Origin of the sequence: Rahnella sp. 2050, from assembly GCF_040544515.1 — a bacterium.
GTDB lineage: Bacteria > Pseudomonadota > Gammaproteobacteria > Enterobacterales > Enterobacteriaceae > Rahnella > Rahnella aceris.
In genome coordinates this window covers 308,197-329,127 of record NZ_JBEPKE010000002.1, presented here as the reverse complement: position 1 = coordinate 329,127, position 20,931 = coordinate 308,197, and the positions used below count along the sequence as shown (strand labels likewise).

Sequence of the window (20,931 nt, the reverse complement as noted above, 5' to 3'; positions counted from 1 at the left end):
TTAAACTCCTAACTTCCATGACAGCGTTCTCAAAAGATCGGCAAACACACCTGCCGCCGTCACATCATTACCGGCACCGTAGCCACGCAGAACCAACGGTAACGGCTGATAATAGCGGCTGTAAAACGCCAGCGCATTCTCCCCATTTTTTACTTTATAAAGCGGGTCATTACCATCGACGGCATCGATTTTTACTTTGCATTGTCCGTCTTCGATAGCACCGACATAACGCAATACTTTACCTGCGGCGGTGGCATCCGCAACACGCCTGGCAAATTCGGCATCCAGTTCCGGCAGACGCGCCACAAATTCATTCACAGTGCCTTCGCTATTGAAGGACGGCGGCAGAACGGATTCCACATCAATATCCGTCAGCTCCAGTTTGTAACCGGCTTCACGCGCCAGGATCAGCAATTTACGGGCAACGTCCATACCGGACAGATCATCACGTGGATCCGGTTCGGTATAGCCCATCTCTTTCGCCTGCAATGTTGCAGCAGATAACGACATACCTTCATCCAGCTTACCGAAGATGAAGGACAGCGAGCCGGAGAGGATGCCGGAGAAACGCATCAGCTCATCACCGGCATTCAGCAGGTTTTGCAGGTTTTCGATGACCGGTAAACCCGCACCGACGTTGGTGTCGTAGAGGAATTTACGGCGTGAACCATCCGCCGCTTTACGCAACTGATGGTAGTAATTCATGGAAGAAGTATTGGCCTTTTTGTTCGGCGTTACGACGTGGAAACCGTCGGCAAGGAAATCGGCGTATTGATCAGCCACTTCCTGACTGGAAGTACAGTCAACAATCACCGGATTCAGCAGGTGGTATTCTTTCACCAGACGGATCAGACGTCCCAGATTCAGCGGCTCTTTCGCGGCACCCAGTTCATCACGCCAGGTTTCCAGCGCAATGCCGTGAACGTTAGTCAGCAATGCGCGGGAGTTGGCGATGCCGCAAACGCGCAGATCAATATGTTTGGTTTTCAGCCACGCTTGTTGACGGCGGATCTGTTCAATCAACGCCCCGCCCACGCCGCCTACGCCGATCAGGAAGACTTCGATAACCTGATCAGTGTTGAACAGCATCTGGTGGCTTACGCGCACACCGGTGGTCGCATCGTCGTTATTGACGACCACCGAGATAGAACGTTCAGACGACCCCTGCGCAATCGCCACGATATTGATATTGGCGCGCGCCAGTGCCGAGAAGAATTTCGCCGAGATACCGCGCAGGGTACGCATGCCGTCGCCGACGACAGAAATAACCGCCAGCTTCTCCATCACATCCAGCGGCTCAAGCAGACCGTCTTTCAGCTCCAGATAGAACTCGTCTTCCAGCGCTTTACGGGCGCGTTCCAGTTCGCTTTGCGGCACACAGAAACTGATGCTGTATTCAGAAGAAGACTGGGTGATCAGCACCACCGAAATGCCTGAACGGGACATCACCGCAAACACGCGCGCCGCCATGCCGATCATCCCTTTCATTCCCGGACCGGAAACGTTGATCATCGCCATGTTGTTCAGATTAGTGATGCCTTTCACCGGCGTATTATCGCCGAGGCTTTCGCTGCCAATCAGCGTGCCTGGCGCCTGCGGGTTGGTGGTGTTTTTGATCAGGCAAGGGATCTGGAACTGGGCAATCGGCAGGATGGTACGCGGATGAAGCACTTTCGCACCAAAGTACGACAGCTCCATCGCTTCCTGATATGACATGGATTTCAGTAAGCGGGCGTCCGGCACGATGCGCGGATCGCAAGTATACACACCGTCGACGTCAGTCCAGATCTCACAACAGTCGGCACGTAAACAGGCAGCCAGCACGGCGGCTGAATAATCGGAACCATTACGTCCGAGCACCACCAGTTCGCCCTGTTCGTTACCGGCAGTGAAACCGGCCATCAGCACAATGTGATCGGCTGGAATAGCGCTGGCGGCGATACGCCGGGTGGATTCGTTGATGTCCACGGTCGATTCAAGGTAATGCCCCTGCGCGAGCAGTTTTTCGACCGGGTTAATGACGGTGACGCCAAAACCTTTGGCAAGGAACACCGCTTCCATAATAGCGATAGAGAGCTTTTCACCACGACAGATGATGGAGGCATTTACGCTGTCCGGGCATTGTCCCAGCAGGGCAATACCGTGCATCAGTTGTTTAAGCTGAGCGAATTCGTGATCGACAAACGCTTTCACTTTCGGCAAATCAAAACCCGGTTGCGCGGCCGCCAGGCCGGTTATCAGCTGACCAAAAATGTTTTCCGCATCACTCATGATGGTCTGAATGTCCTGCCCTGCGACAGTTCGTTCAATCATAGCAACCAGATAGTTGGTGATTTTGGCAGGCGCGGATAATACCGTCGCGACCTGTCCCTGACGTGCATTGCTTTCCATAATGTCCGCAACCCGCAAGAAGCGTTCTGCGTTTGCTACCGAGGTCCCGCCAAATTTCAACACTCGCATTTCTGGTTCTCTCCTGAAGCTCTCGTTTAAATGTAAAAAAAAAGCCCGCACTGGTTAGGTGCGGGCTTTTTTTCTTTTTCCTGTACGCGTCAGCCCGCCCCGTTACCTGTGGTATCGGTGGTGGTAATAATTGTTGTGTTCAGGCTGATGATTCGCATTTTTATTTTCTGTCTGTCTTTAGGTTTGTACTCTGTCTGCCTCTATTAGCTAAAGCATAAGGCACAATAAGTCAATTTTTTTCTATTTTCGGCAGGTTAATCACGGACAGAATGAAATGGATAATTATCTGCCTTTAAAAGCATTTCCAGTACGATCGATAACTCTGCTATCACCGCACCGGATATCGAACTGTAGCGGTAAGGATTCCCCTCACATCATTGGGTCAGTTTTTTTTCGATGTCATGTAGCAAAGTATGCAGCATTGCCGCATCGCGCTGCTGCAAAAGACCGAGACGCTGATGCAGCCAGTCGGACAATTTCTGGTCATCTTCTGCCCCGACATTTTCCAGTAATCGCCCGACCCGTGCACGCAATGCCGACAACTGTCCCGCTTCGGCATTTTCAGGTTTCACTGAGGTCACCTGATTGAGAGACGATAACTGATAACAGAATACCATCACGGCCTGCCCCAGATTCAGCGACGGGTAATCCGCCACCATCGGAACGCCGGTCAGCACATCAGCCAGTGCCAGCTCTTCATTGGTCAGCCCGGAATCCTCACGGCCAAATACCAGCGCAGCGTGATTCACCCACTGGCTTTTCTCTTCAAGCTGCACCTGCAACTCCTGAGGCGTGCAGTAATAGTGAAATTTAGCCCGGCTGCGGGCCGTCGTCGCGACAGTAAAATCAATATCAGCCAGAGCTTCTGCCAGTGTGCTGAAATGCAGAGCATTTTGCAGGATGTCCTGCGAACCATGTGCCACCCAACCGGCTTCCGGCTTGAGATGTGCCTCGCTGTCCACAATACGCAAGGAAGCAAAGCCCATGGTTTTCATTGCGCGGGCTGCCGCACCGACATTTTCCGGGCGAGCCGGTGACACTAAAATAATATGAAGTTGCATATGACGCCTTTGCAGGAAGGAAAAAGAATTTGCCGCCTGTATTTCAGCGATGAAATTTTATCCTGTTTCAGACCTATTCATCGTTTATATTCTTCACAAGAACTTAACAGTCGACTTGATATATTCCTTTATTTTATCGGAAAAGCTTAACCGGGAGGTAAAAAAGCTGCTGGCAGGGTTAAGCACGTTCCCTTAAAAAATTAGTCATTATTTTTCATATGGATATATAATAATGATACATACAGATTTTGCATTTATCTTGGGTTTCCTGAGGATTAGCTGAATCGTGTACAATAAAGGCCGAAATGTGACTCAAACGTGCATTCTTGTAAGTGTTTTTCACTGTTCTGTTACCGTGCTACAATTGAACTTGATATATGTCAACAAACCGTAATTTTGTTGGGTGGTAATTTCGACACTCGCTGTTATATTGCTGTTAATAGGGTTAGGATATGCGCCGCTTTAGGACCCCGTGGAACTGCAGAAAGTGGAATCCCTGACCGAGCTTGCGATGTTGTTGCCGTTGATGGAAATTGCATCGAGAACGCATTTACGTACTTTAGTCATGTAACGAGTGAGATGGCCAATAAGGCATCGAAATTCATTGGGATATCAAGGACTTCTGTACTCCTATTTTCTATTTGTTGGCAATCTTAGGTAGCAATCATGCAGACCCCTCACATTCTGATCGTCGAAGACGAGTTAGTGACACGTAATACGTTAAAGAGCATTTTTGAAGCAGAAGGCTACATGGTGCATGAAGCCAATGATGGCGCTGAAATGCACCACATTCTGTCCGAAAATGATATCAATCTGGTTATCATGGACATCAACCTGCCAGGCAAAAATGGCCTGCTGCTGGCACGCGAACTGCGTGAACAAGCCAGCGTTGCTTTGATGTTCCTGACCGGCCGCGACAACGAAGTTGATAAAATTTTGGGTCTGGAAATCGGCGCTGATGACTATATCACCAAGCCATTCAACCCGCGCGAACTGACCATCCGCGCACGCAATCTGCTGTCCCGCACGATGAACCTGGGTACTACCGGTGAAGAACGTCGTCTGGTTGAAAGCTACAAATTCAATGGCTGGGAACTCGATATCAACAGCCGTTCGCTGATAAGCCCGCAGGGCGAACAGTATAAGTTACCGCGCAGTGAATTCCGCGCCATGCTGCATTTTTGTGAAAACCCGGGCAAAATCCAAACCCGTGGCGATTTGCTGAAGAAAATGACCGGCCGTGAGCTGAAACCTCATGACCGTACTGTTGACGTGACTATCCGTCGCATCCGTAAGCATTTCGAAGCGACTCCGGATACGCCGGAAATCATCGCCACTATCCATGGTGAAGGTTACCGTTTCTGCGGTGATCTGGAAGACTGATACAGAAGGTTGCCAACCGCTCTGCAGTCGATGTGATAAAACGTAAAGGCCAGCGAAAGCTGGCCTTTTGATTTGGATCCCTTGGTGAAACTCAAGGCTCAGCATGTCCCCACGGAATGATCGGCACCGCGCTGAGGGCATTTTTAGGTGAACCGTCCACGACTTTATCGGAATAACTCAGGTAGATAAGCGCATTACGTTTTTCATCATAAAAACGCACCACCTGCAGCTTTTTAAACACCAGAGAGGTACGTTTCTGGAAAACTACAGTGCCTTTGTCTTTGCCCTGCTTAATCTTATCGCTGAGCTCGATAGGTCCTACCTGCTGACAGGAAATCGCCGCATCCGATGTATCTTCGGCCAGACCTAATCCGCCCTTGATGCCGCCGGTTTTTGCACGACTGATATAACAAGTTACATTTTTAATATCAGGATCATCAAAGGCCTCGACCACAATTTTATGGTCCGGACCGAATAATTTGAAGACGGTATCCACTGATCCCACTTGCTCTGCACGCGCTGCTCCAGAACAAAAAATAAACATCCCAAATACAAAAATCCAACATTTATTCATTAAGTTACTCCACGTCATCAGCATGACGTTGTTTTCTAAAGAAACCACAATCAGAAAGCGTGCATTCACACTTTCGGAATGAAATACTCTGTAACACCTGTAAATAGCACAGATAGCCAAAAAAATCTTAAGCAGTCTTATCGGGAAAAAGTTGCTATTATGCCGCCCATCATTCTGTGCATTTATCTTAGTTCAACGAGGACGATCTATGGATCAAGCAGGAATCATTCGTGACCTTCTTAGCTGGTTAGAAACCCATTTAGACCAGCCCTTGTCACTCGACAATGTCGCAGCCAAGGCCGGCTATTCCAAGTGGCACCTGCAGCGCATGTTTAAAGACGTCACGAATAATGCCATTGGTGCTTATATTCGTGCCCGCCGCCTGTCGAAAGCGGCTGTCGCTTTGCGTCTCACCAGTCGCCCGATATTAGATATCGCCCTTCAGTACCGTTTTGACTCCCAACAAACGTTTACCCGGGCTTTCAAAAAACAATTCGCACAAACGCCGGCATTGTATCGTCGTGCTGAAGACTGGCATTCGTTTGGTATTTGCCCGCCTATCCGACTGGGTGCATTCATTCTGCCGCAACCGGAGTATGTCTCATTACCAGAACAGCATCTGATCGGCATGACGCAAAGCTATTCATGTACGCTGGAGCAAATCACCACGTACCGCAACGAGATGCGTCGTCACTTCTGGCGTCAATATATTGGGGAAGCGAAAACGCTGCCGCCCATTCTTTATGGCCTGCACCATTCACGTCCAAGCCAGGAGAAAGATGACGAGCAGGAAGTATTGTACACGACAGCGCTGGAAGCTCAGCACCTGCCGGAAAACGTTGAAGGTCAGCCTATTGTGTTGCAGCACGGTGAATATGCCATGTTCCACTACAATGGCACGCCGGAACGTTTGCAGGAATTTATTCTGACGTTGTACAGCACCTGTCTGCCAACATTGAAACTGACCCGCAGAAAGGGACAGGATATCGAACGCTTTTACACGAATGGCCATGCCCCCGGCACTGCGCCAACCGAAATACAGTGTGATTACCTGATCCCAATCCGCCGCTAACGCCTTCTGGCGTTAGCGTTGCAACTCGTCTAACGCGGGCAGATCAAGATGTGAGACATCGCCCGCCGTTTCCACAATCCATCCATTTGCCAGCCAGGCGCTTTGCTGGTGATCAACACGCGACAGCGAACAGTTACGCAGACGCAGACGGCGTTCCGCATAGGCAGGCAAGCCAAGGATCGTACTGATCAGACAGCCCAGCGCAATACCGTGGCTGACCAGCAGCGGCTTGCTTCCCGCCGGTAAATCCAGACAGCTGTCGAGCGCGGCACGCATACGCACGGCCAGTTCAGTCATCGTTTCACCTTCGGGGATGCGCCCTTTGGGTGAACCATCAACCATCTGCTTACGCCATATTTCTTCCTGCTCCGTCAGACCATCCAGAATACGTTCTTCCAGCACGCCCATGTGCAGTTCGCGCAAACGTGGCTCATTGATCACTTCACACCCGCAGGCATCAGCGATAATCTGCGCCGTGTGGCGGGTACGTCCTAAATCACTGGTGATAACGTGAGTGATCCCTTCTTTACGCACGCGCTCAGCAACCTGACGGGCCTGGTAAAGACCTTTAGCCGTCAGCGGGCTGTCTGACTGCCCCTGAATACGGCGGGCGGCGTTCCATTCTGTTTCGCCATGACGGACGAGATATACCTGTAACATGAGTGTTTTCCGTTATACTGCGTGAAATTTGCTAAAGGATGCTAAAACTCTATGTATCATGTTGTCGCTGCAACCACTAACCCGGCAAAAATCAAAGCTATCGCCATGGCTTTTGAAGACATTTTCGGCGCTGAGGCATTTCGCATTGAAGGCGTTGATGTCGACAGTGGTGTTCCAAATCAACCTATTGGCAGTAATGAAACCCGTACCGGGGCACGCCATCGTGTAATCGGTGCGCGTCAGGTTCGTCCCGAAGCAGACTTCTGGGTCGGCGTGGAAGCGGGTATCGAAGACAATATGACATTCGCCTGGATGGTGATTGAGAATATGCACCAGCGCGGCGAATCACGTTCAGCCAGTTTAATGTTACCTGAAATCATTTTACAGGGGATCAACCAGGGCAGTGAATTGGGGGATGAGATGGAAAAACTGACGGGTATCGCAGAGGTGAAGCGTAAAGGCGGCGCCATCGGCATTTTTACCGCCGGGAAACTGAACCGCACCAGCGTTTATCATCAGGCACTGGTGCTGGCTTTAGCGCCTTTTCATAACCCGGTTTATCAAACCCGCGCCCAGACCCATTAAAATTTCAGACTGAAACGGGCACTTCATTCGCCCGTTTTGTCTGCCAGCAGTTGCCCGCTCAACCAATCCTTTAGCGCTGCCGGAGCCGTTTTCAGGCCATTCGATCCCCGGGTTATCGTAGCGATACCGGCACCCAGCTGGCTTTTCAGTTCGCGCTGACTCATCTCTCCCCGCATCAGCTCCTGAATAATGCGTACCCGCGTTCCCAGCGCCGCACGTTCGTCGGGCGTCAGAAGCAGTTGCAGCAGATCCTGATGCAGATTTTCAGCAAAAGATTGCTGTAGCAGTGCCAGAAAGCACTGCCAGTCCTCATTGCCTTGTTGGGAAAGAGCAGGGTCAGTGATGGGTCGTTGATTCATGATTGGGCTGCCATACTATTAAACTAGTACAACAGCTTATCATAAACGATACGGGATCAGTAACGCCTCTGCCATTCGGCATCCGTCAAAATCTTGGCCGGTTGATGTAAAAAATAGCGATAAAATGCATCATATGCCAACACATTTTTAACATATCGGCGAGTTTCGGAGAAAGGGATACTCTCAATGAACGCGACCGAATCCACCCTGCCCGCGCTGTTGCCCAGCCAGGTATTCACACGGGAAGGCCCGGCGTTGTAAGCAGCGCTGGATAAAATACGGTTGCGGCCAAACATCTGATAGACATATTCCAGATAGCTGGTACCGATGGTGATGTTCATTTGCGGATCCAGCAGCTGAGCCGGATTGCTGTAACCCTGCAAACCAAACATATCCACGGTATGCTGCGCTGTCGCAGGCATCACCTGCATCAGACCAGAGGCTCCTACCGGCGAACGGGCTTTCGGGTTCCATGCGCTTTCCTGACGGGCAATCGCCATCGCGTAGCTTTGCGTGATGCCTTTGTCATTGGTCGCACGGCGGAATTCATCCGGCCACGCCAGCGGGAAACGTTCTTCAAGATAATCCCAAAGCTTGCCGGTAATGGTCGCCTGCACGCTGAGATCGGGCCATTTCTGCTCGAAAGCGTAACGCGCCAGTGCCGACTGCTGAGATTCAGAACGACTGCTGACCAGATAGCTCCATTCAGTGCGTGCAAGATTGTCCATCTGCCAGTACATCAGTTCACGAACGCGGGCGACTTCCGGCAATTTCGCAATGCTGGCATCAGGCTTTGCAGCCACAGAAATTTGCATCGGATAAGCAACATTCAGCTTTTGCGCGGCGGCCATCGGATAGAATCCCCGCCCCTTCATCAATGTGCGCAGCATCGCTTCACCTTGTGAGCGCTGACCGTTGTCGATCATCACTGACGCACGCCAGTACTGCCATTCATCTTCCTGCAGGGCATCCGAAGGTAAACGATCCAGCCACTGTCTCAGTCCCTGACGATCACCGGCGGCCAGCGCCATACGAATCCGACGCTCCACCAGCGTGGTGGAATGGCTGCGCAGAATAACGTTATCGCGCCATGCCGCCTGTTCCGGTGTGGCGTCGCTGCCCATATAGCGCCAGGCGACAGCTTCTTCCAGATCCAGACGTTCGCTGTCGCTCATCTTCTGCAGACGCACGAGAACGGGGATCATCGAACGGGCATTTTCCGCATCATCACGGGCGATACGCGCAAACGTAATGCTGGTGGCATTGCGGGTAAAATCAGTCGGCCCGACACTGCGCGCAAAGCTTTCAATGGTATTCGGGTTATTTTGTAAATCCAGCAGCGCATCGCGCATGGTCTGGTAATCCGGCGGTAACTGCTTCGCCAGGAAGTTCACCAGATTCGTATTGCCGGTTTTCATCGCCAGGCCGATGCGTTGCAGCGTAGTCAATGCAGTCTGATTGCCTGCGCCCTGCCAGACGGAGAACAGCTTGTCGCAGGTATTCGGCAGTGACGTGCCGGTCAGCCAGATATCTTTCGCGCCATCAAACGCGGTTTTCTGATCGCCGGTCGCCCATTTGGCGTAATAGTAGTTGCAACGCGCAGCGACCGGTTTCGGCGGCTGCGGGCTGAAAGAGAGCAAACTGTTCCAGTCCTGACGACGCGCCAGCTCATTCACAAAGCGGGCCGGGAGGGAACGCGCAGGCGGCAATGTCGGGTTGGCTTTAACAAAGGCATTCACCTGCGCGGGCGTGGCATCGCCCAGTTCCTGCGTCAGTTGCCGGTATTCCAGATAAGGGTAAAGCGGATAATCTTCCAGCGTGGGCATCAGCTGACTGACGACGTCCAACTGATTGTTATCCCACGCCTGTTTAATCTGCATATAGTGCTGGCGTTGCGAGTCCAGCGAGTCAGCTTTCGCCACGCCCGATACTGTTACCAGCAACACGCTCATTGCCAGAGAGTGCCATTTGTCCACCTTGACCATACTTACCTTTATCCTCACGGGTTGTGCCGAAACTGTTTTGCATTCTGTAGACAGCCACTACGCTAATCGATTCATTTTTAAAATTGAAGCGATGTGCGGACAGCATCACAAACTTTACACAGTGTGGTGCAAGCGACGGACAGTTACCAGACAGCGGCAGATCTATTTTCTGTCACAGAACGTGGCGGCGGGAATAATTTCTCAGGATTCAATATCCGCAATTAATTAGCGGGTATTGCCCGGTAAAACGCCAATAGATAGCACCCTTACCATTTCAACCAAAATAACCACGCTGACAAAACTGAGATTTACTTACTTCAATTTACTTAGATATTTAATTCCTAAACAAACCCTAAATGAAGTGTAATTAATACCGAAATTCCTAAAGTACTTATCAATCTGTTTTTAAAGAAATTTATCCATTAACGTTGATACAAAAAAAAGTATTTATTGGCTCAGATCAAATTTATTCCCAGATAATTAATTATGATCACACCCTATTGTAAAATTGATTTTTTGATATTCACTATTTCGCCGTCAGGATTGAAATATTAATAGCAGCGCAGTTCATGGCTTATGGAAAAGTATATGACTCACTCAACTTCATCTGTAAAAACGAATGCCAGCCCCTCTTCTTCTGTCGCGACAGAAAACAAAAACTGGTATCAGATTAGTGGTAACGACGCCATGCAGCGTCTGGGAACTGGCGAGAATGGCCTGACCCGGCACGATGCCAGCGAGCGTCTGAAAGAATATGGCCCGAACGCCTTACCGGAAAAAGCCGCCAAAAGCGCCCTGATGCGTTTTCTGGCGCACTTCAATGATGTCCTGATTTATATCCTGCTCGCGGCTGCCATCGTCACCGGAGCCATGGGACACTGGGTCGACACGCTGGTGATTTTGGGCGTGGCCGTCATCAATGCGCTGATCGGTTTTTTGCAGGAAAACAGCGCTGAGAAATCACTGAAAAGCATTCAGAATATGCTGTCAAGTCAGGCAGTTGTCATGCGTGACGGACAGATACAAACCATCAATGCCGACCAGCTGGTGCCCGGTGATATCGTGCAGTTGCGCCCGGGAGATAAAATCCCGGCGGACTTGCGCATTGTCAGCGCGCATAACCTGCAGGTCGAAGAAGCCATTCTGACCGGTGAATCCACCGTGGTGGTGAAAAACGCACAGGTCATTGACGATGAAGTCATGATCGGCGACCGCCACAACCTGCTGTTCTCCGGCACCATGATCAGTGGCGGCACCGCAACCGGTGTGGTTTATGCCACAGGTAAAGACACCGAACTGGGTCACATCAACCAGATGATGTCGTCGATTACGCCGCAGCGCACCCCGCTGTTGCAGCAAATCGACAAACTGGGCAAAGGCATTTTCGCCCTGATTCTGCTGATGATGGCGTTCCTGTTTGTCTTCGCCTTTATCCTGCGCGATATGCCATTGGGCGAACTGCTGTTGTCGCTGATTAGCCTGGCCGTGGCTTCGGTTCCCGAAGGTTTACCGGCGATTATCTCGATTATTCTCTCCCTTGGCGTGCAGTCGATGGCGCGTAATCACGCCATTATCCGCAAGCTGCCGACAGTCGAAACACTCGGCTCCATGACGGTTATCTGCTCGGATAAAACCGGCACGCTGACCATGAATGAAATGACTGTGAAAGCCGTCATTCTGGCAGACCGCGCTTATCAGGTTGAAGGCGAAAGCTATCAGCCTAAAGGCCGGATTGTTGACGCACAAACCCGGCAACAGATTGATGTCACTCATACACCGGTGCTCAATACCTTCATCACTGCAGTTGATTTATGCAACGACAGCCAACTGATGCAGGACGATAAAGGCCACTGGGGCATTACCGGCGGGCCGACTTCCGGCGCACTGAAAGTGCTGGCGGCGAAATCAAACCTGAATACCGGCAAAGTCGAGCCGCTGGATAAAATCCCGTTCGATTCCAAACACAAATACATGTCGACACTGCAACGCATCAACGGCAAAACCCGGTTGTTCGTGACCGGCGCACCGGACGTACTGTTCTCTTTAGCCTCGTTTGAACTGACCGAAAACGGCGTGCAGCCTTTCCGCCGGGAATACTGGGAAGAAGAGATGGCGCGCTATGCCCGTCAGGGTCTGCGCATGGTCGCTGCGGCATTGAAAGATGAGCCGGAAATCGGTGGCGACCTGAACCATAGCCATCTGCAACAGGGTCTGATTTTTGTCGGTATCGCTGGCATGATGGATCCCCCTCGCCCGGAAGCCATTGATGCGATTGCCCAGTGTCAGCAGGCCGGGATCCGCGTGAAGATGATCACCGGCGACCATCAGGAAACCGCGATGGCCATCGGCAAAATGTTAGGGATTGGCAACAGCAGTGATTCCATCACCGGTTACCAGCTCGAGCATATGGATGATGCAGAACTGGCCGCTGCCGCCAGCCAGTATGATATTTTCGCCCGTACCAGTCCCGAGCATAAATTACGGCTGGTAAAAGCGTTACAGGATGACGGTGAAGTGGTCGGAATGACCGGTGACGGTGTCAACGATGCGCCCGCGTTGAAACAGGCTGACGTCGGTATCGCGATGGGGATCAAAGGCACCGAAGTTACCAAAGAAGCCGCTGACATGGTGCTGACCGATGACAACTTCGCGACCATCGCCAGCGCGGTCAGGGAAGGTCGTCGCGTTTACGACAACCTGAAGAAAACCATTCTGTTTATTCTGCCGACTAACCTCGCGCAGGGACTACTGATTATCCTGGCCATTCTGGCCGGGGCAGTCATCCCGCTAACGCCGGTTCAGATCTTGTGGATGAACATGGCGACGTCGACCACGCTGTCCTTCGGTCTGGCCTTTGAGCCGGGTGAGAAAGGCATGATGAGGCGCCGTCCGCGCGCGCCGGGTCAGCACGTCCTCGACCTGCATGCTGTCTGGCGTATCGCCTTCGTGGGTATTCTGATTGCCTGCAGTGCCTTTGTGCTGGAAGCCTGGATGCAACCGCGTGGTTACAGCAGCGATTTGATCCGCACCGTGCTGTTACAGACGCTGGTCACCGCGCAGTGGGTGTATATGTTTAACTGCCGCGTAATGGACCGTTTCCCGCTGACGCGCGAAGTGTTCGTCAACAAAGGGTTATGGATTGTTTCCGGTGTCTTACTGCTCCTGCAACTGGCGTTGATTTATCTGCCAGTCATGAACCAGTTGTTTGGCACCGTGCCGATGCCCCTGAAATTCTGGGGTATCACGCTGGTGGTTGGCGCGATGATCTTCGTGATCGTCGAAATCGAGAAATGGCTGGTTAACCGCTTCATCCGCAAGAAAGTCTGACGATTTATGCTTATGCCGGGTTACCTTGTGTAACCTGGCTTTTTCACATAAAAAACGTCACAATTCTGAAACTTTAGTCTTTTCCCCGCTCAATTCGTCTCAAAGATCTCACAAAACGTCCCAAAGCCCATTCTGCTGATTTACATCAATTCTTTAGCGCCTTATTACTCTCTCCAGGGGCATCCCTTCTCACAGCAATGTTAGTTTGGCCAGCGTCCGGCAACTTTTACGGGAATGCCCCATCGCTATACGATCAGTTTTATAAAAACGAGCTCTCTGGCTGTACCGCAGTCAAACAAAGGCCAACAAACAGGTAACACACAATGTCATCGCTCATTGTAGATAAGTGCTATTACACACAGCTGGCATTGCATTCGCTATTGCAATTAAACGGACAACATCCGAAAGATATTCTTTCGCTTAAGGACATCGACGAACTGCAAGCGACGTGCAATTCCCTGACGCCTGAAATCATCTTCGTGAATGAAGATTGCTTTACGTCTGATGCGCAATCAGGTCACGTTCTGCGGGAGGTGATCGACGCGCATCCCGGTACGCTTTTTTTTGTTTTCATTTCCAAGGAAAACCTGAATTATCAGAACTATGTGCCGATCCGTAAAAACATCATTATTTTGTCAAAATCCATCCGGACAGCCACTATTTATCAGTTGATTGCCCATAACCTGCTGCTGGCGCGCTCGGCAGAAACGGAACAACCGCTGGATCTCACGCCGGTCAGCCTGAGCCGGACTGAATCCAGTATTCTGAAAATGTGGATGTCGGGGCTGAACACGCAAAACATTTCTCAGCACCTGAATATCAAGCAAAAAACGGTGGCGTCACACAAAGGCAATATCAAGCGTAAAGTAAAAACTCAGAATAAACAGGCTATTTATCATGTTGTTAAACTCACCGATATTCTGACATCCGGGATGTTTGTCGGGCGTACTCAGCCACTGCGCCCGGACCGCGAAACGGATGAATTCACCATTCCATTCGGCTGATTTCTCCGCCACCTGCCGCCTGCCAGCAACATTCTTGCCTTACTGTGAACCTGATGGTTGGGAACCCGACTGAAACACGCTAAACTTCGCAGTCGGAACCCTTATCAGTCATGCCGCAATCAGGCGGGGCTGGCTTTAATTTGCCGCAGCGCCTGCCCTTCGCAGACAGCGCGCGGCCCGCAGAGAAAGAGGCTCAAAACAACGTGGCTCAATACGTATATTCCATGCATCGCCTCGGCAAAGTTGTTCCGCCGAAGCGTCATATTCTTAAGAACATCTCCCTGAGTTTCTTCCCTGGCGCCAAAATCGGTGTTCTGGGTCTGAACGGTTCAGGTAAATCCACGCTGCTGCGCATCATGGCCGGTATCGATACTGACATCGAAGGTGAAGCACGTCCGCAGCCAGATCTGAAAATCGGTTATCTGCCGCAGGAACCGCAACTGAACATGGAACACACCGTGCGTGAGTCCGTGGAAGAAGCCGTTTCTGAAGTCGTTGGCGCGTTAAAACGTCTCGATGAAGTGTATGCGCTGTACGCCGAACCGGACGCTGATTTCGACAAACTGGCGGCCGAACAGGGCAAGCTGGAAGAAATCATTCAGGCACATGATGGCCATAACCTGAACAGCCAGCTCGAACGTGCCGCCGATGCGCTGCGTCTGCCGGACTGGGATGCGAAAGTGGCAAACCTGTCCGGTGGTGAACGCCGCCGTGTGGCACTTTGCCGCCTGCTGCTCGAAAAGCCGGACATGCTGCTGCTCGACGAACCGACCAACCACCTGGATGCCGAATCCGTGGCATGGCTGGAACGCTTCCTGCATGACTTCGAAGGCACCGTTGTGGCGATTACCCATGACCGTTACTTCCTCGATAACGTGGCAGGCTGGATCCTGGAACTTGACCGCGGTGAAGGTATTCCGTGGGAAGGTAACTACTCCACCTGGCTGGAACAAAAAGATGCACGTCTGGCGCAGGAAGCGTCTTCTGAAGCGGCCCGTCGTAAGTCTATTGAGAAAGAGCTGGAGTGGGTTCGTCAGGGCGCGAAAGGCCGTCAGTCTAAAGGCAAGGCACGTCTGGCACGCTTTGAAGAGCTGAACAACACCGAATACCAGAAACGTAACGAAACCAACGAACTGTTCATTCCACCGGGTCCGCGCCTGGGCGACAAAGTTGTCGACGTGAAAAACCTGAGCAAGTCTTACGGTGATCGCGTTCTGATCGACGACCTGTCCTTCTCCGTGCCGAAAGGCGCAATCGTCGGCATTATCGGCCCGAATGGTGCCGGTAAATCCACGCTGTTCCGTATGATGTCAGGTCAGGAAGAAGCGAACGGCGGCACCATCGAGCTGGGTGACACCGTGAAACTGGCCTCTGTGGATCAGTTCCGTGATTCCATGGATAACAGCAAAACCGTATGGGAAGAAGTGTCCGGTGGTCAGGACATCATGCGCATCGGCACCACTGAAATGCCAAGCCGCGCCTATGTGGGCCGCTTCAACTTCAAAGGTGTTGATCAGGGCAAACGCGTTGGCGAGTTGTCCGGTGGTGAACGTGGTCGTCTGCATCTGGCAAAACTGCTGCAGGTTGGCGGTAACATGTTGCTGCTCGATGAACCGACCAATGACCTCGACATCGAAACCCTGCGCGCGCTGGAAAACGCCTTGCTGGAGTTCCCTGGCTGCGCGATGGTCATTTCCCATGACCGCTGGTTCCTCGACCGTATCGCGACGCACATCCTCGATTATCAGGATGAAGGTAAAGTCGAATTCTTCGAAGGTAACTTCACCGAATACGAAGAATACAAAAAACGTACTTTAGGTGCTGAAGCGTTAGAACCGAAGCGCATCAAGTACAAAAAGATGATCAAGTAATCATCTTTCGCCTGAATATAAGGCCCGGAAACGGGCCTTTTTTATGCCTTCAATTCACTGAAATCTAGCCTGCCAGCGCCTCGCTGTAACTCTTCGCAAAGCCGTATTCTTCCAGCATAAACTCAATAAAACAGGCCAGTGCCGGAGAATTCAGTTTTCGTCCCGGATAGACCAGATACAGATCATTCCCTTCCGCTTCCCATTCCGGTAACACGCGCACCAGTGTGCCTTTCGCCACTTCGTCATGGCATAAAAATGCCGGTAACAGCGTGATACCTGCGCCTGCCAGCGCGCATTCCCGCGCATACAACAAATTGTCGGTGGTATGCGCCGCAGGCAGCAGCCAGCGGTGCCAGGTGTCGCCGCGATGTAGCACCCATTCCGACCACGCCCGGTGCGCGATACAGTGATGCGACGCCAGTTGCTGCGGCGAATCCAGAGACGGATGCTGCGCCAGATACGCCGGCGAAGCCAGCAGGTAACGCGGGCTGTGCCCCAGTTCGCGGCCAATCAGCGAGGAATCCTGTGGTTTACCCGTACGCAGCGCGATATCAAACCCTTCCTGCACCAGATCGACCAGCGCATCGGAAACGGAGACTTCCAGCGACACATCGGGATAACGCTTCTGAAACTCAACGTTCATGCGCGCCAGCAACGTCGCGCCGAGTCCCGCCGGACTGGTGATCCGCAGCCGTCCGCTCGGGTTATCGCGTAAACGGCGGATGGCCAGTTCTGCCCGTTCGCTGGCCTGCATCATCTCCTGACAGTGGATCAGGTAGCGTTCACCGGCGAACGTCAGATTAAGCTGTCGCGTCGTGCGGTTCAGCAACCGCAGGCCGATGGACTTCTCCAGCTGGCTGATGCGATGACTGACACTCGATTTGGGCAATCCTGCGCGGCTTGCGGCCTGTGTGAAGCTGCCACACTCCGCCACCAGCGCAAACAATGCCATATCCTGCAACTGTTTAAACATGATTGTTCACCTCAGACGAACACTTTGTTAGTTATTGTCCATCTTATCAGCTTCCCGCCGGAGGACTAGACTGTCTCTATACCTAACGGAGAGAGAGAACATGACAATCAAAGCTATTGCCGTAAACCCGAAAGATCCGGCCCATTTTATTGCTGTTGAATTGCCACAACCCGTCGCGAAGGATTACGACCTGCTGGTGGAAGTGAAAGCCGTGTCGATCAATCCGGTCGATACCAAAGTGCATAAAGGCGTGCAAAAAAGCGGTCTGGACGCGCCAAAAGTGCTGGGCTGGGATGCCAGCGGCATCGTCAAATCCGTCGGCAGCGCAGTGAAAAACTTCAAAGCCGGTGATGAAGTCTGGTACGCCGGGGATATCACCCGCTCCGGCAGCAACGCGACAGAACAACTGATCGACTCACGTATTGTGTCCGTCAAACCGCAAAGCCTGAACTGGGCTGAAGCCGCTGCCATGCCGTTAACCACGCTGACCGCCTGGGAAGCACTGTTCGAGCACCTTAAAATTCAGGACGCGTCTGCCGATAAAACCCTGCTGATCATCGGCGGGGCCGGTGGCGTGGGTTCGCTTGCGATCCCGTTCGCGTCACTGCGCAGCAAAGTGAAAGTTATTGCCACTGCTTCGCGTCCGGAATCCGCACAATGGTGTCTGGATCGCGGTGCGGATCTGACCGTGAACTATAAAGATCTGAAAGGTGAACTGGCCAAACACGACATCAGACAGGTGGATTTCATTCTGTGCCTGAATGACACCGACGGTCACTGGGAAGCGATCTCTGATCTGATCGCACCGATGGGCCACATCTGTACCATCGTTGAAAATGAACATCCGCTGGATATGAATAAACTGAAGCTGAAAAGTGCCGCACTGCACTGGGAACTGATGTACACCCGCAGCATGTTTACCACGCCGGATATTGCCGAACAGGGCGAAATTCTTAAGCAGGTCGCGGCGCTGGTTGATGGAGGCAAAGTACAAACCACACTGAGTGAAACCCTTTCTGGCCTGACAGTGGAAAGCATCGAAGCCGCCCATGCCAAAGTGCTCGACGGCCATATGCAAGGTAAAGTCGTCGTCGCCTTCTAAGCACGATGCCGCTTTAAAAGAAAAGCCCCGTCACTTTCATGGCGGGGCTTTTTCATTCACGTATGTCCCCTATTCGCCATCGTCCACTTTTTGCCATTTGGCATCGGGGTCAAACGCCGTGATCGCTTTTGCCGCAGCGTCGGTATGCTCGCCTAAATCCTGCTGATATACCTCGCCCTGCTGATTGATCATAAAACTGGTCACGCCGGTATGGCCGTAAACCGCCGGCCAGGCGATCAGCGCAAAACCTTTGGTCATCTTGCCATTTTCGATGTAACTGTACGCTCCGCCGCTGGCGTTTGCGCCCTGCGCGGTGAGGATGCGGTAAAAGTAGCCGTGATAATCCGATCCCGGCTGATCATTGCCAAAGGCCGGACCTAACGGGCTGGGCGCTTCGCCCTGTTTCACCGGCCAGTACAGGCCGTCATGCTGGCCTTCCGTGCTGATAAAGCGCTGAGCATATTGCCCGGCAATCTGCTGATATTCGTGCTGCGCATCGGCGTAAGCGGAAACCGCCTGAATGGCGGAAAGCTCATTGCGGCCAATAGCACGGGTTTCGATTTCGGCGGCACTGGCGGCCATATCAAATGACCAGCCCTGCGCCGTGTGTTTCATCGGGATCGGCAACTGCCAGTTTTCCGGCCCGACATTCAGGTGTGCGGTGTCGCCGTGTTCTGCGATTTTATGGCTGATATGCCAGTCACGCAGAAAACGCGCCACCTCATCCGGATCCACCTCTTTTGGCGGCAGATACTCCTGCCAGTTATTCCCGAGAAGCTTTTGCATAGACGCATCATCGTGCGCTTCAATGGCTTTTACCAGTGCCTGCGCGGCAAGTTCCGGGGTGGTGAACGTCTGCTGTGCGAAACCGGTTAAAGGCAGCAACATCAGACCTGTGGAAATTAAAAAATTACGCAATCTCTTCATGACTTTTCCTCGTCAGTCTAGCGACGGTGCAAATGAGCTGGCTCAGTATTGGCAGGGCGTGACTGCTGGAAGTTCCGCATATGCTCGCGGCTCTGATTACCCCGCGATTGCTGCTGTTGCCACGACGGCCCGCGGCTGGAGTTACCGCTGAATGCCGTGCTGCGTGATGCATTAAGATTCTGCCGCTGATGCTGGTTGATTTGCTGTACTGGCTGGCGCTTAGCATTGTGTTGAGACAGTGGCTGGTGCTGCGGCACCTGACGACTGGCCGGATTATGCATACCGGCAGCCGGTGCTGAATGCGGCAGGTTTCGCTGCTGGGTATGCCCCTGTGTCTGCAGCGTATTCTGATGCTGATTCATCACCGATGCCGCCTGTTGACGGCGCTGATCCACATTTTGATTCTGCACACCGCCGTTGTTACGCCCGACCGCGTTGTTGTCGAAACCACGATAGTTATTACGCTGCGCCGCCTTGCTCAGCACCTGGTTTTGTGTCGCACCGTTCAGGTTTGCGCCGTGATTTGGCAGCCCTGCGTTGTAGGTCGGATTGTGCTGCCAGCCCGTGGTATTCGCATTTCCAGCAGGGTTGATCCCATTATTGTTGCCCGAGATACGGTTGTAATTGTTGACGTTCACATTGACATAATTGTTCTGCGAACCACCGTGATGATCATAATCATCGTGATGATGATCATCATCGTCCCAGTCAATACTACCGAAAATGGCATAAGTCGCTGCCACACCGACACCAAACCCGATGCCAGACGCCACACCGTTAACAAACTGCTGTCCCGGAGGAGGTGGCAGATACACCGGCGGATAGGCTGGTGTCGGCCATGCGCCATACACCACATTCGGGTTGTAGCTCGGTACGTAAACAACCTGAGGATCCGCTGGCTCAATCACGATGGTTTGCTGCGCAGGCGCACTTTTCACCACAGTGGTTGAGCTGCTTTGTGCCGCCGGTTTAGGTTTGACTGTCACGGTCTGCTGCGGCGTGCTTTTCAGTGCCCCGCTGCTTTGTGCCACCTGACGGAATTTCTGCACGGTATTCATCACGTCGTCCGGTTGTGCCAGAAACGCGTTACCCAGATTCTGCACCCATGCCGGATCTTCTCCCATCAGCGCCAGCAATTGCGGGAAAGCCACCAGCGATTTCACACTCGGATCCCACGGCTCATTCGCCACCTGAGCGACGGCAGCGTCGCCCTGGTTTTGCGGATGGTCGCGTGACCATTGTACTGCCTGAATCACGTTAGTGGGATAAGTCGATGCCATGAGTACCTGTGAAAGCAGGCTGTCAGGATAAAGCGCAACAGGAGCCACCCACTGGTCGAGCTGAGCTTGTGTAAATGCCGCAGGTGCAACGGGTGCAGGAACCGGGGCTGCTGGCGGAGGAACGGCGGCTGATGCAGGCGGAGGCGCAGTCTGCGCCGTGGTTTCGGCCTGACTGCTGACCGGAAGCCAGCCTTGTATAAACATCACACTGGCCAGAGCAAATGCCCCTGCGCCGCACAATACTGCGATACCCCAGGGCTTGAATGATAAATTCATTCGGATCACCTTAGAAAGCCTCAGCGGGAATG

At 52.4% G+C, this 20,931-nt stretch carries 17 protein-coding genes and 1 other annotated feature; of the genes, 7 read left to right on the top strand and 10 right to left on the bottom strand.

What is annotated here, in order from left to right; all coding sequences use genetic code 11:
• The 3 genes from thrA to ABIC79_RS08745 form a co-directional block, all read right to left on the bottom strand.
• Positions 1–2,460: a bifunctional aspartate kinase/homoserine dehydrogenase I gene (gene thrA / locus ABIC79_RS08755; protein ID WP_013577077.1), complete on the bottom strand. Its 2,460-nt coding sequence runs from the start codon at positions 2,458–2,460 to the stop codon at positions 1–3.
• A 34-nt stretch (positions 2,461–2,494) separates the two neighbouring features.
• Positions 2,495–2,611, bottom strand: a sequence feature (Thr leader region).
• Positions 2,550–2,618, bottom strand: a complete 69-nt coding sequence (gene thrL, locus ABIC79_RS08750; protein ID WP_071823645.1) for a thr operon leader peptide — start codon at positions 2,616–2,618, stop codon at positions 2,550–2,552. (Overlaps the previous feature by 62 nt.)
• A 216-nt stretch (positions 2,619–2,834) precedes the next feature.
• Positions 2,835–3,521: a tRNA/rRNA methyltransferase gene (locus ABIC79_RS08745; RefSeq protein WP_314520540.1), complete on the bottom strand. Its 687-nt coding sequence runs from the start codon at positions 3,519–3,521 to the stop codon at positions 2,835–2,837.
• 666 nt (positions 3,522–4,187) lie between these two features.
• Here ABIC79_RS08745 and arcA point away from each other — a divergent pair.
• Positions 4,188–4,904, top strand: coding sequence for a two-component system response regulator ArcA (gene arcA, locus ABIC79_RS08735; protein ID WP_013577079.1), 717 nt, complete (start codon positions 4,188–4,190; stop codon positions 4,902–4,904).
• A 91-nt stretch (positions 4,905–4,995) separates the two neighbouring features.
• On the opposite strand, the gene creA is transcribed toward arcA, so the two are convergent.
• The gene (gene creA / locus ABIC79_RS08730; protein WP_013577080.1) at positions 4,996–5,478 is read right to left on the bottom strand and encodes a protein CreA; all 483 of its coding nucleotides are present in this window, start codon (positions 5,476–5,478) and stop codon (positions 4,996–4,998) included.
• Positions 5,479–5,686: 208 nt separating this feature from the next.
• On the opposite strand from creA, the gene robA reads away from it, so the two are divergent.
• The gene (robA, locus tag ABIC79_RS08725) at positions 5,687–6,550 is read left to right on the top strand and encodes an MDR efflux pump AcrAB transcriptional activator RobA (RefSeq protein ID WP_013577081.1); all 864 of its coding nucleotides are present in this window, start codon (positions 5,687–5,689) and stop codon (positions 6,548–6,550) included.
• 12 nt (positions 6,551–6,562) lie between these two features.
• On the opposite strand, the gene gpmB is transcribed toward robA, so the two are convergent.
• Positions 6,563–7,210, bottom strand: a complete 648-nt coding sequence (gpmB, locus tag ABIC79_RS08720; protein ID WP_013577082.1) for a 2,3-diphosphoglycerate-dependent phosphoglycerate mutase GpmB — start codon at positions 7,208–7,210, stop codon at positions 6,563–6,565.
• A gap of 51 nt (positions 7,211–7,261) precedes the next feature.
• Here gpmB and yjjX point away from each other — a divergent pair, with 51 nt between their 5' ends.
• On the top strand, positions 7,262–7,795 hold the full coding sequence (yjjX, locus tag ABIC79_RS08715; protein WP_013577083.1) for an inosine/xanthosine triphosphatase: 534 nt from the start codon (positions 7,262–7,264) through the stop codon (positions 7,793–7,795).
• 23 nt (positions 7,796–7,818) lie between these two features.
• Here the strand turns inward: yjjX and trpR are convergent, their stop codons facing one another.
• Positions 7,819–8,154, bottom strand: a complete 336-nt coding sequence (trpR, locus tag ABIC79_RS08710; protein WP_013577084.1) for a trp operon repressor — start codon at positions 8,152–8,154, stop codon at positions 7,819–7,821.
• Positions 8,155–8,210: 56 nt separating this feature from the next.
• A complete protein-coding gene (sltY, locus tag ABIC79_RS08705) occupies positions 8,211–10,130 on the bottom strand; it encodes a murein transglycosylase (RefSeq protein ID WP_173362118.1) in 1,920 nt (639 codons plus the stop codon).
• Between the two features lie 597 nt (positions 10,131–10,727).
• Here sltY and ABIC79_RS08700 point away from each other — a divergent pair.
• From ABIC79_RS08700 to ettA, 3 genes are all read left to right on the top strand, one after another.
• Positions 10,728–13,466 (top strand): cation-transporting P-type ATPase, encoded by a 2,739-nt coding sequence (locus tag ABIC79_RS08700; protein ID WP_126125181.1) that lies wholly within the window; start codon positions 10,728–10,730, stop codon positions 13,464–13,466.
• 323 nt (positions 13,467–13,789) lie between these two features.
• Positions 13,790–14,470, top strand: a complete 681-nt coding sequence (gene rcsA / locus ABIC79_RS08695; protein WP_013577087.1) for a transcriptional regulator RcsA — start codon at positions 13,790–13,792, stop codon at positions 14,468–14,470.
• A 203-nt stretch (positions 14,471–14,673) separates the two neighbouring features.
• Positions 14,674–16,341, top strand: a complete 1,668-nt coding sequence (ettA, locus tag ABIC79_RS08690; RefSeq protein ID WP_015690481.1) for an energy-dependent translational throttle protein EttA — start codon at positions 14,674–14,676, stop codon at positions 16,339–16,341.
• Between the two features lie 64 nt (positions 16,342–16,405).
• Here the strand turns inward: ettA and ABIC79_RS08685 are convergent, their stop codons facing one another.
• The gene (locus ABIC79_RS08685; RefSeq protein ID WP_354566819.1) at positions 16,406–17,314 is read right to left on the bottom strand and encodes a LysR family transcriptional regulator; all 909 of its coding nucleotides are present in this window, start codon (positions 17,312–17,314) and stop codon (positions 16,406–16,408) included.
• A 100-nt stretch (positions 17,315–17,414) separates the two neighbouring features.
• On the opposite strand from ABIC79_RS08685, the gene ABIC79_RS08680 reads away from it, so the two are divergent.
• A complete protein-coding gene (locus ABIC79_RS08680) occupies positions 17,415–18,416 on the top strand; it encodes a zinc-binding alcohol dehydrogenase family protein (protein WP_013577090.1) in 1,002 nt (333 codons plus the stop codon).
• Between the two features lie 69 nt (positions 18,417–18,485).
• Here the strand turns inward: ABIC79_RS08680 and ABIC79_RS08675 are convergent, their stop codons facing one another.
• Positions 18,486–19,343: a DUF2950 domain-containing protein gene (locus ABIC79_RS08675; RefSeq protein ID WP_013577091.1), complete on the bottom strand. Its 858-nt coding sequence runs from the start codon at positions 19,341–19,343 to the stop codon at positions 18,486–18,488.
• A gap of 17 nt (positions 19,344–19,360) precedes the next feature.
• Positions 19,361–20,899, bottom strand: a complete 1,539-nt coding sequence (locus tag ABIC79_RS08670) for a DUF3300 domain-containing protein (RefSeq protein ID WP_015690482.1) — start codon at positions 20,897–20,899, stop codon at positions 19,361–19,363.
• Positions 20,900–20,931: the final 32 nt, after the last annotated feature.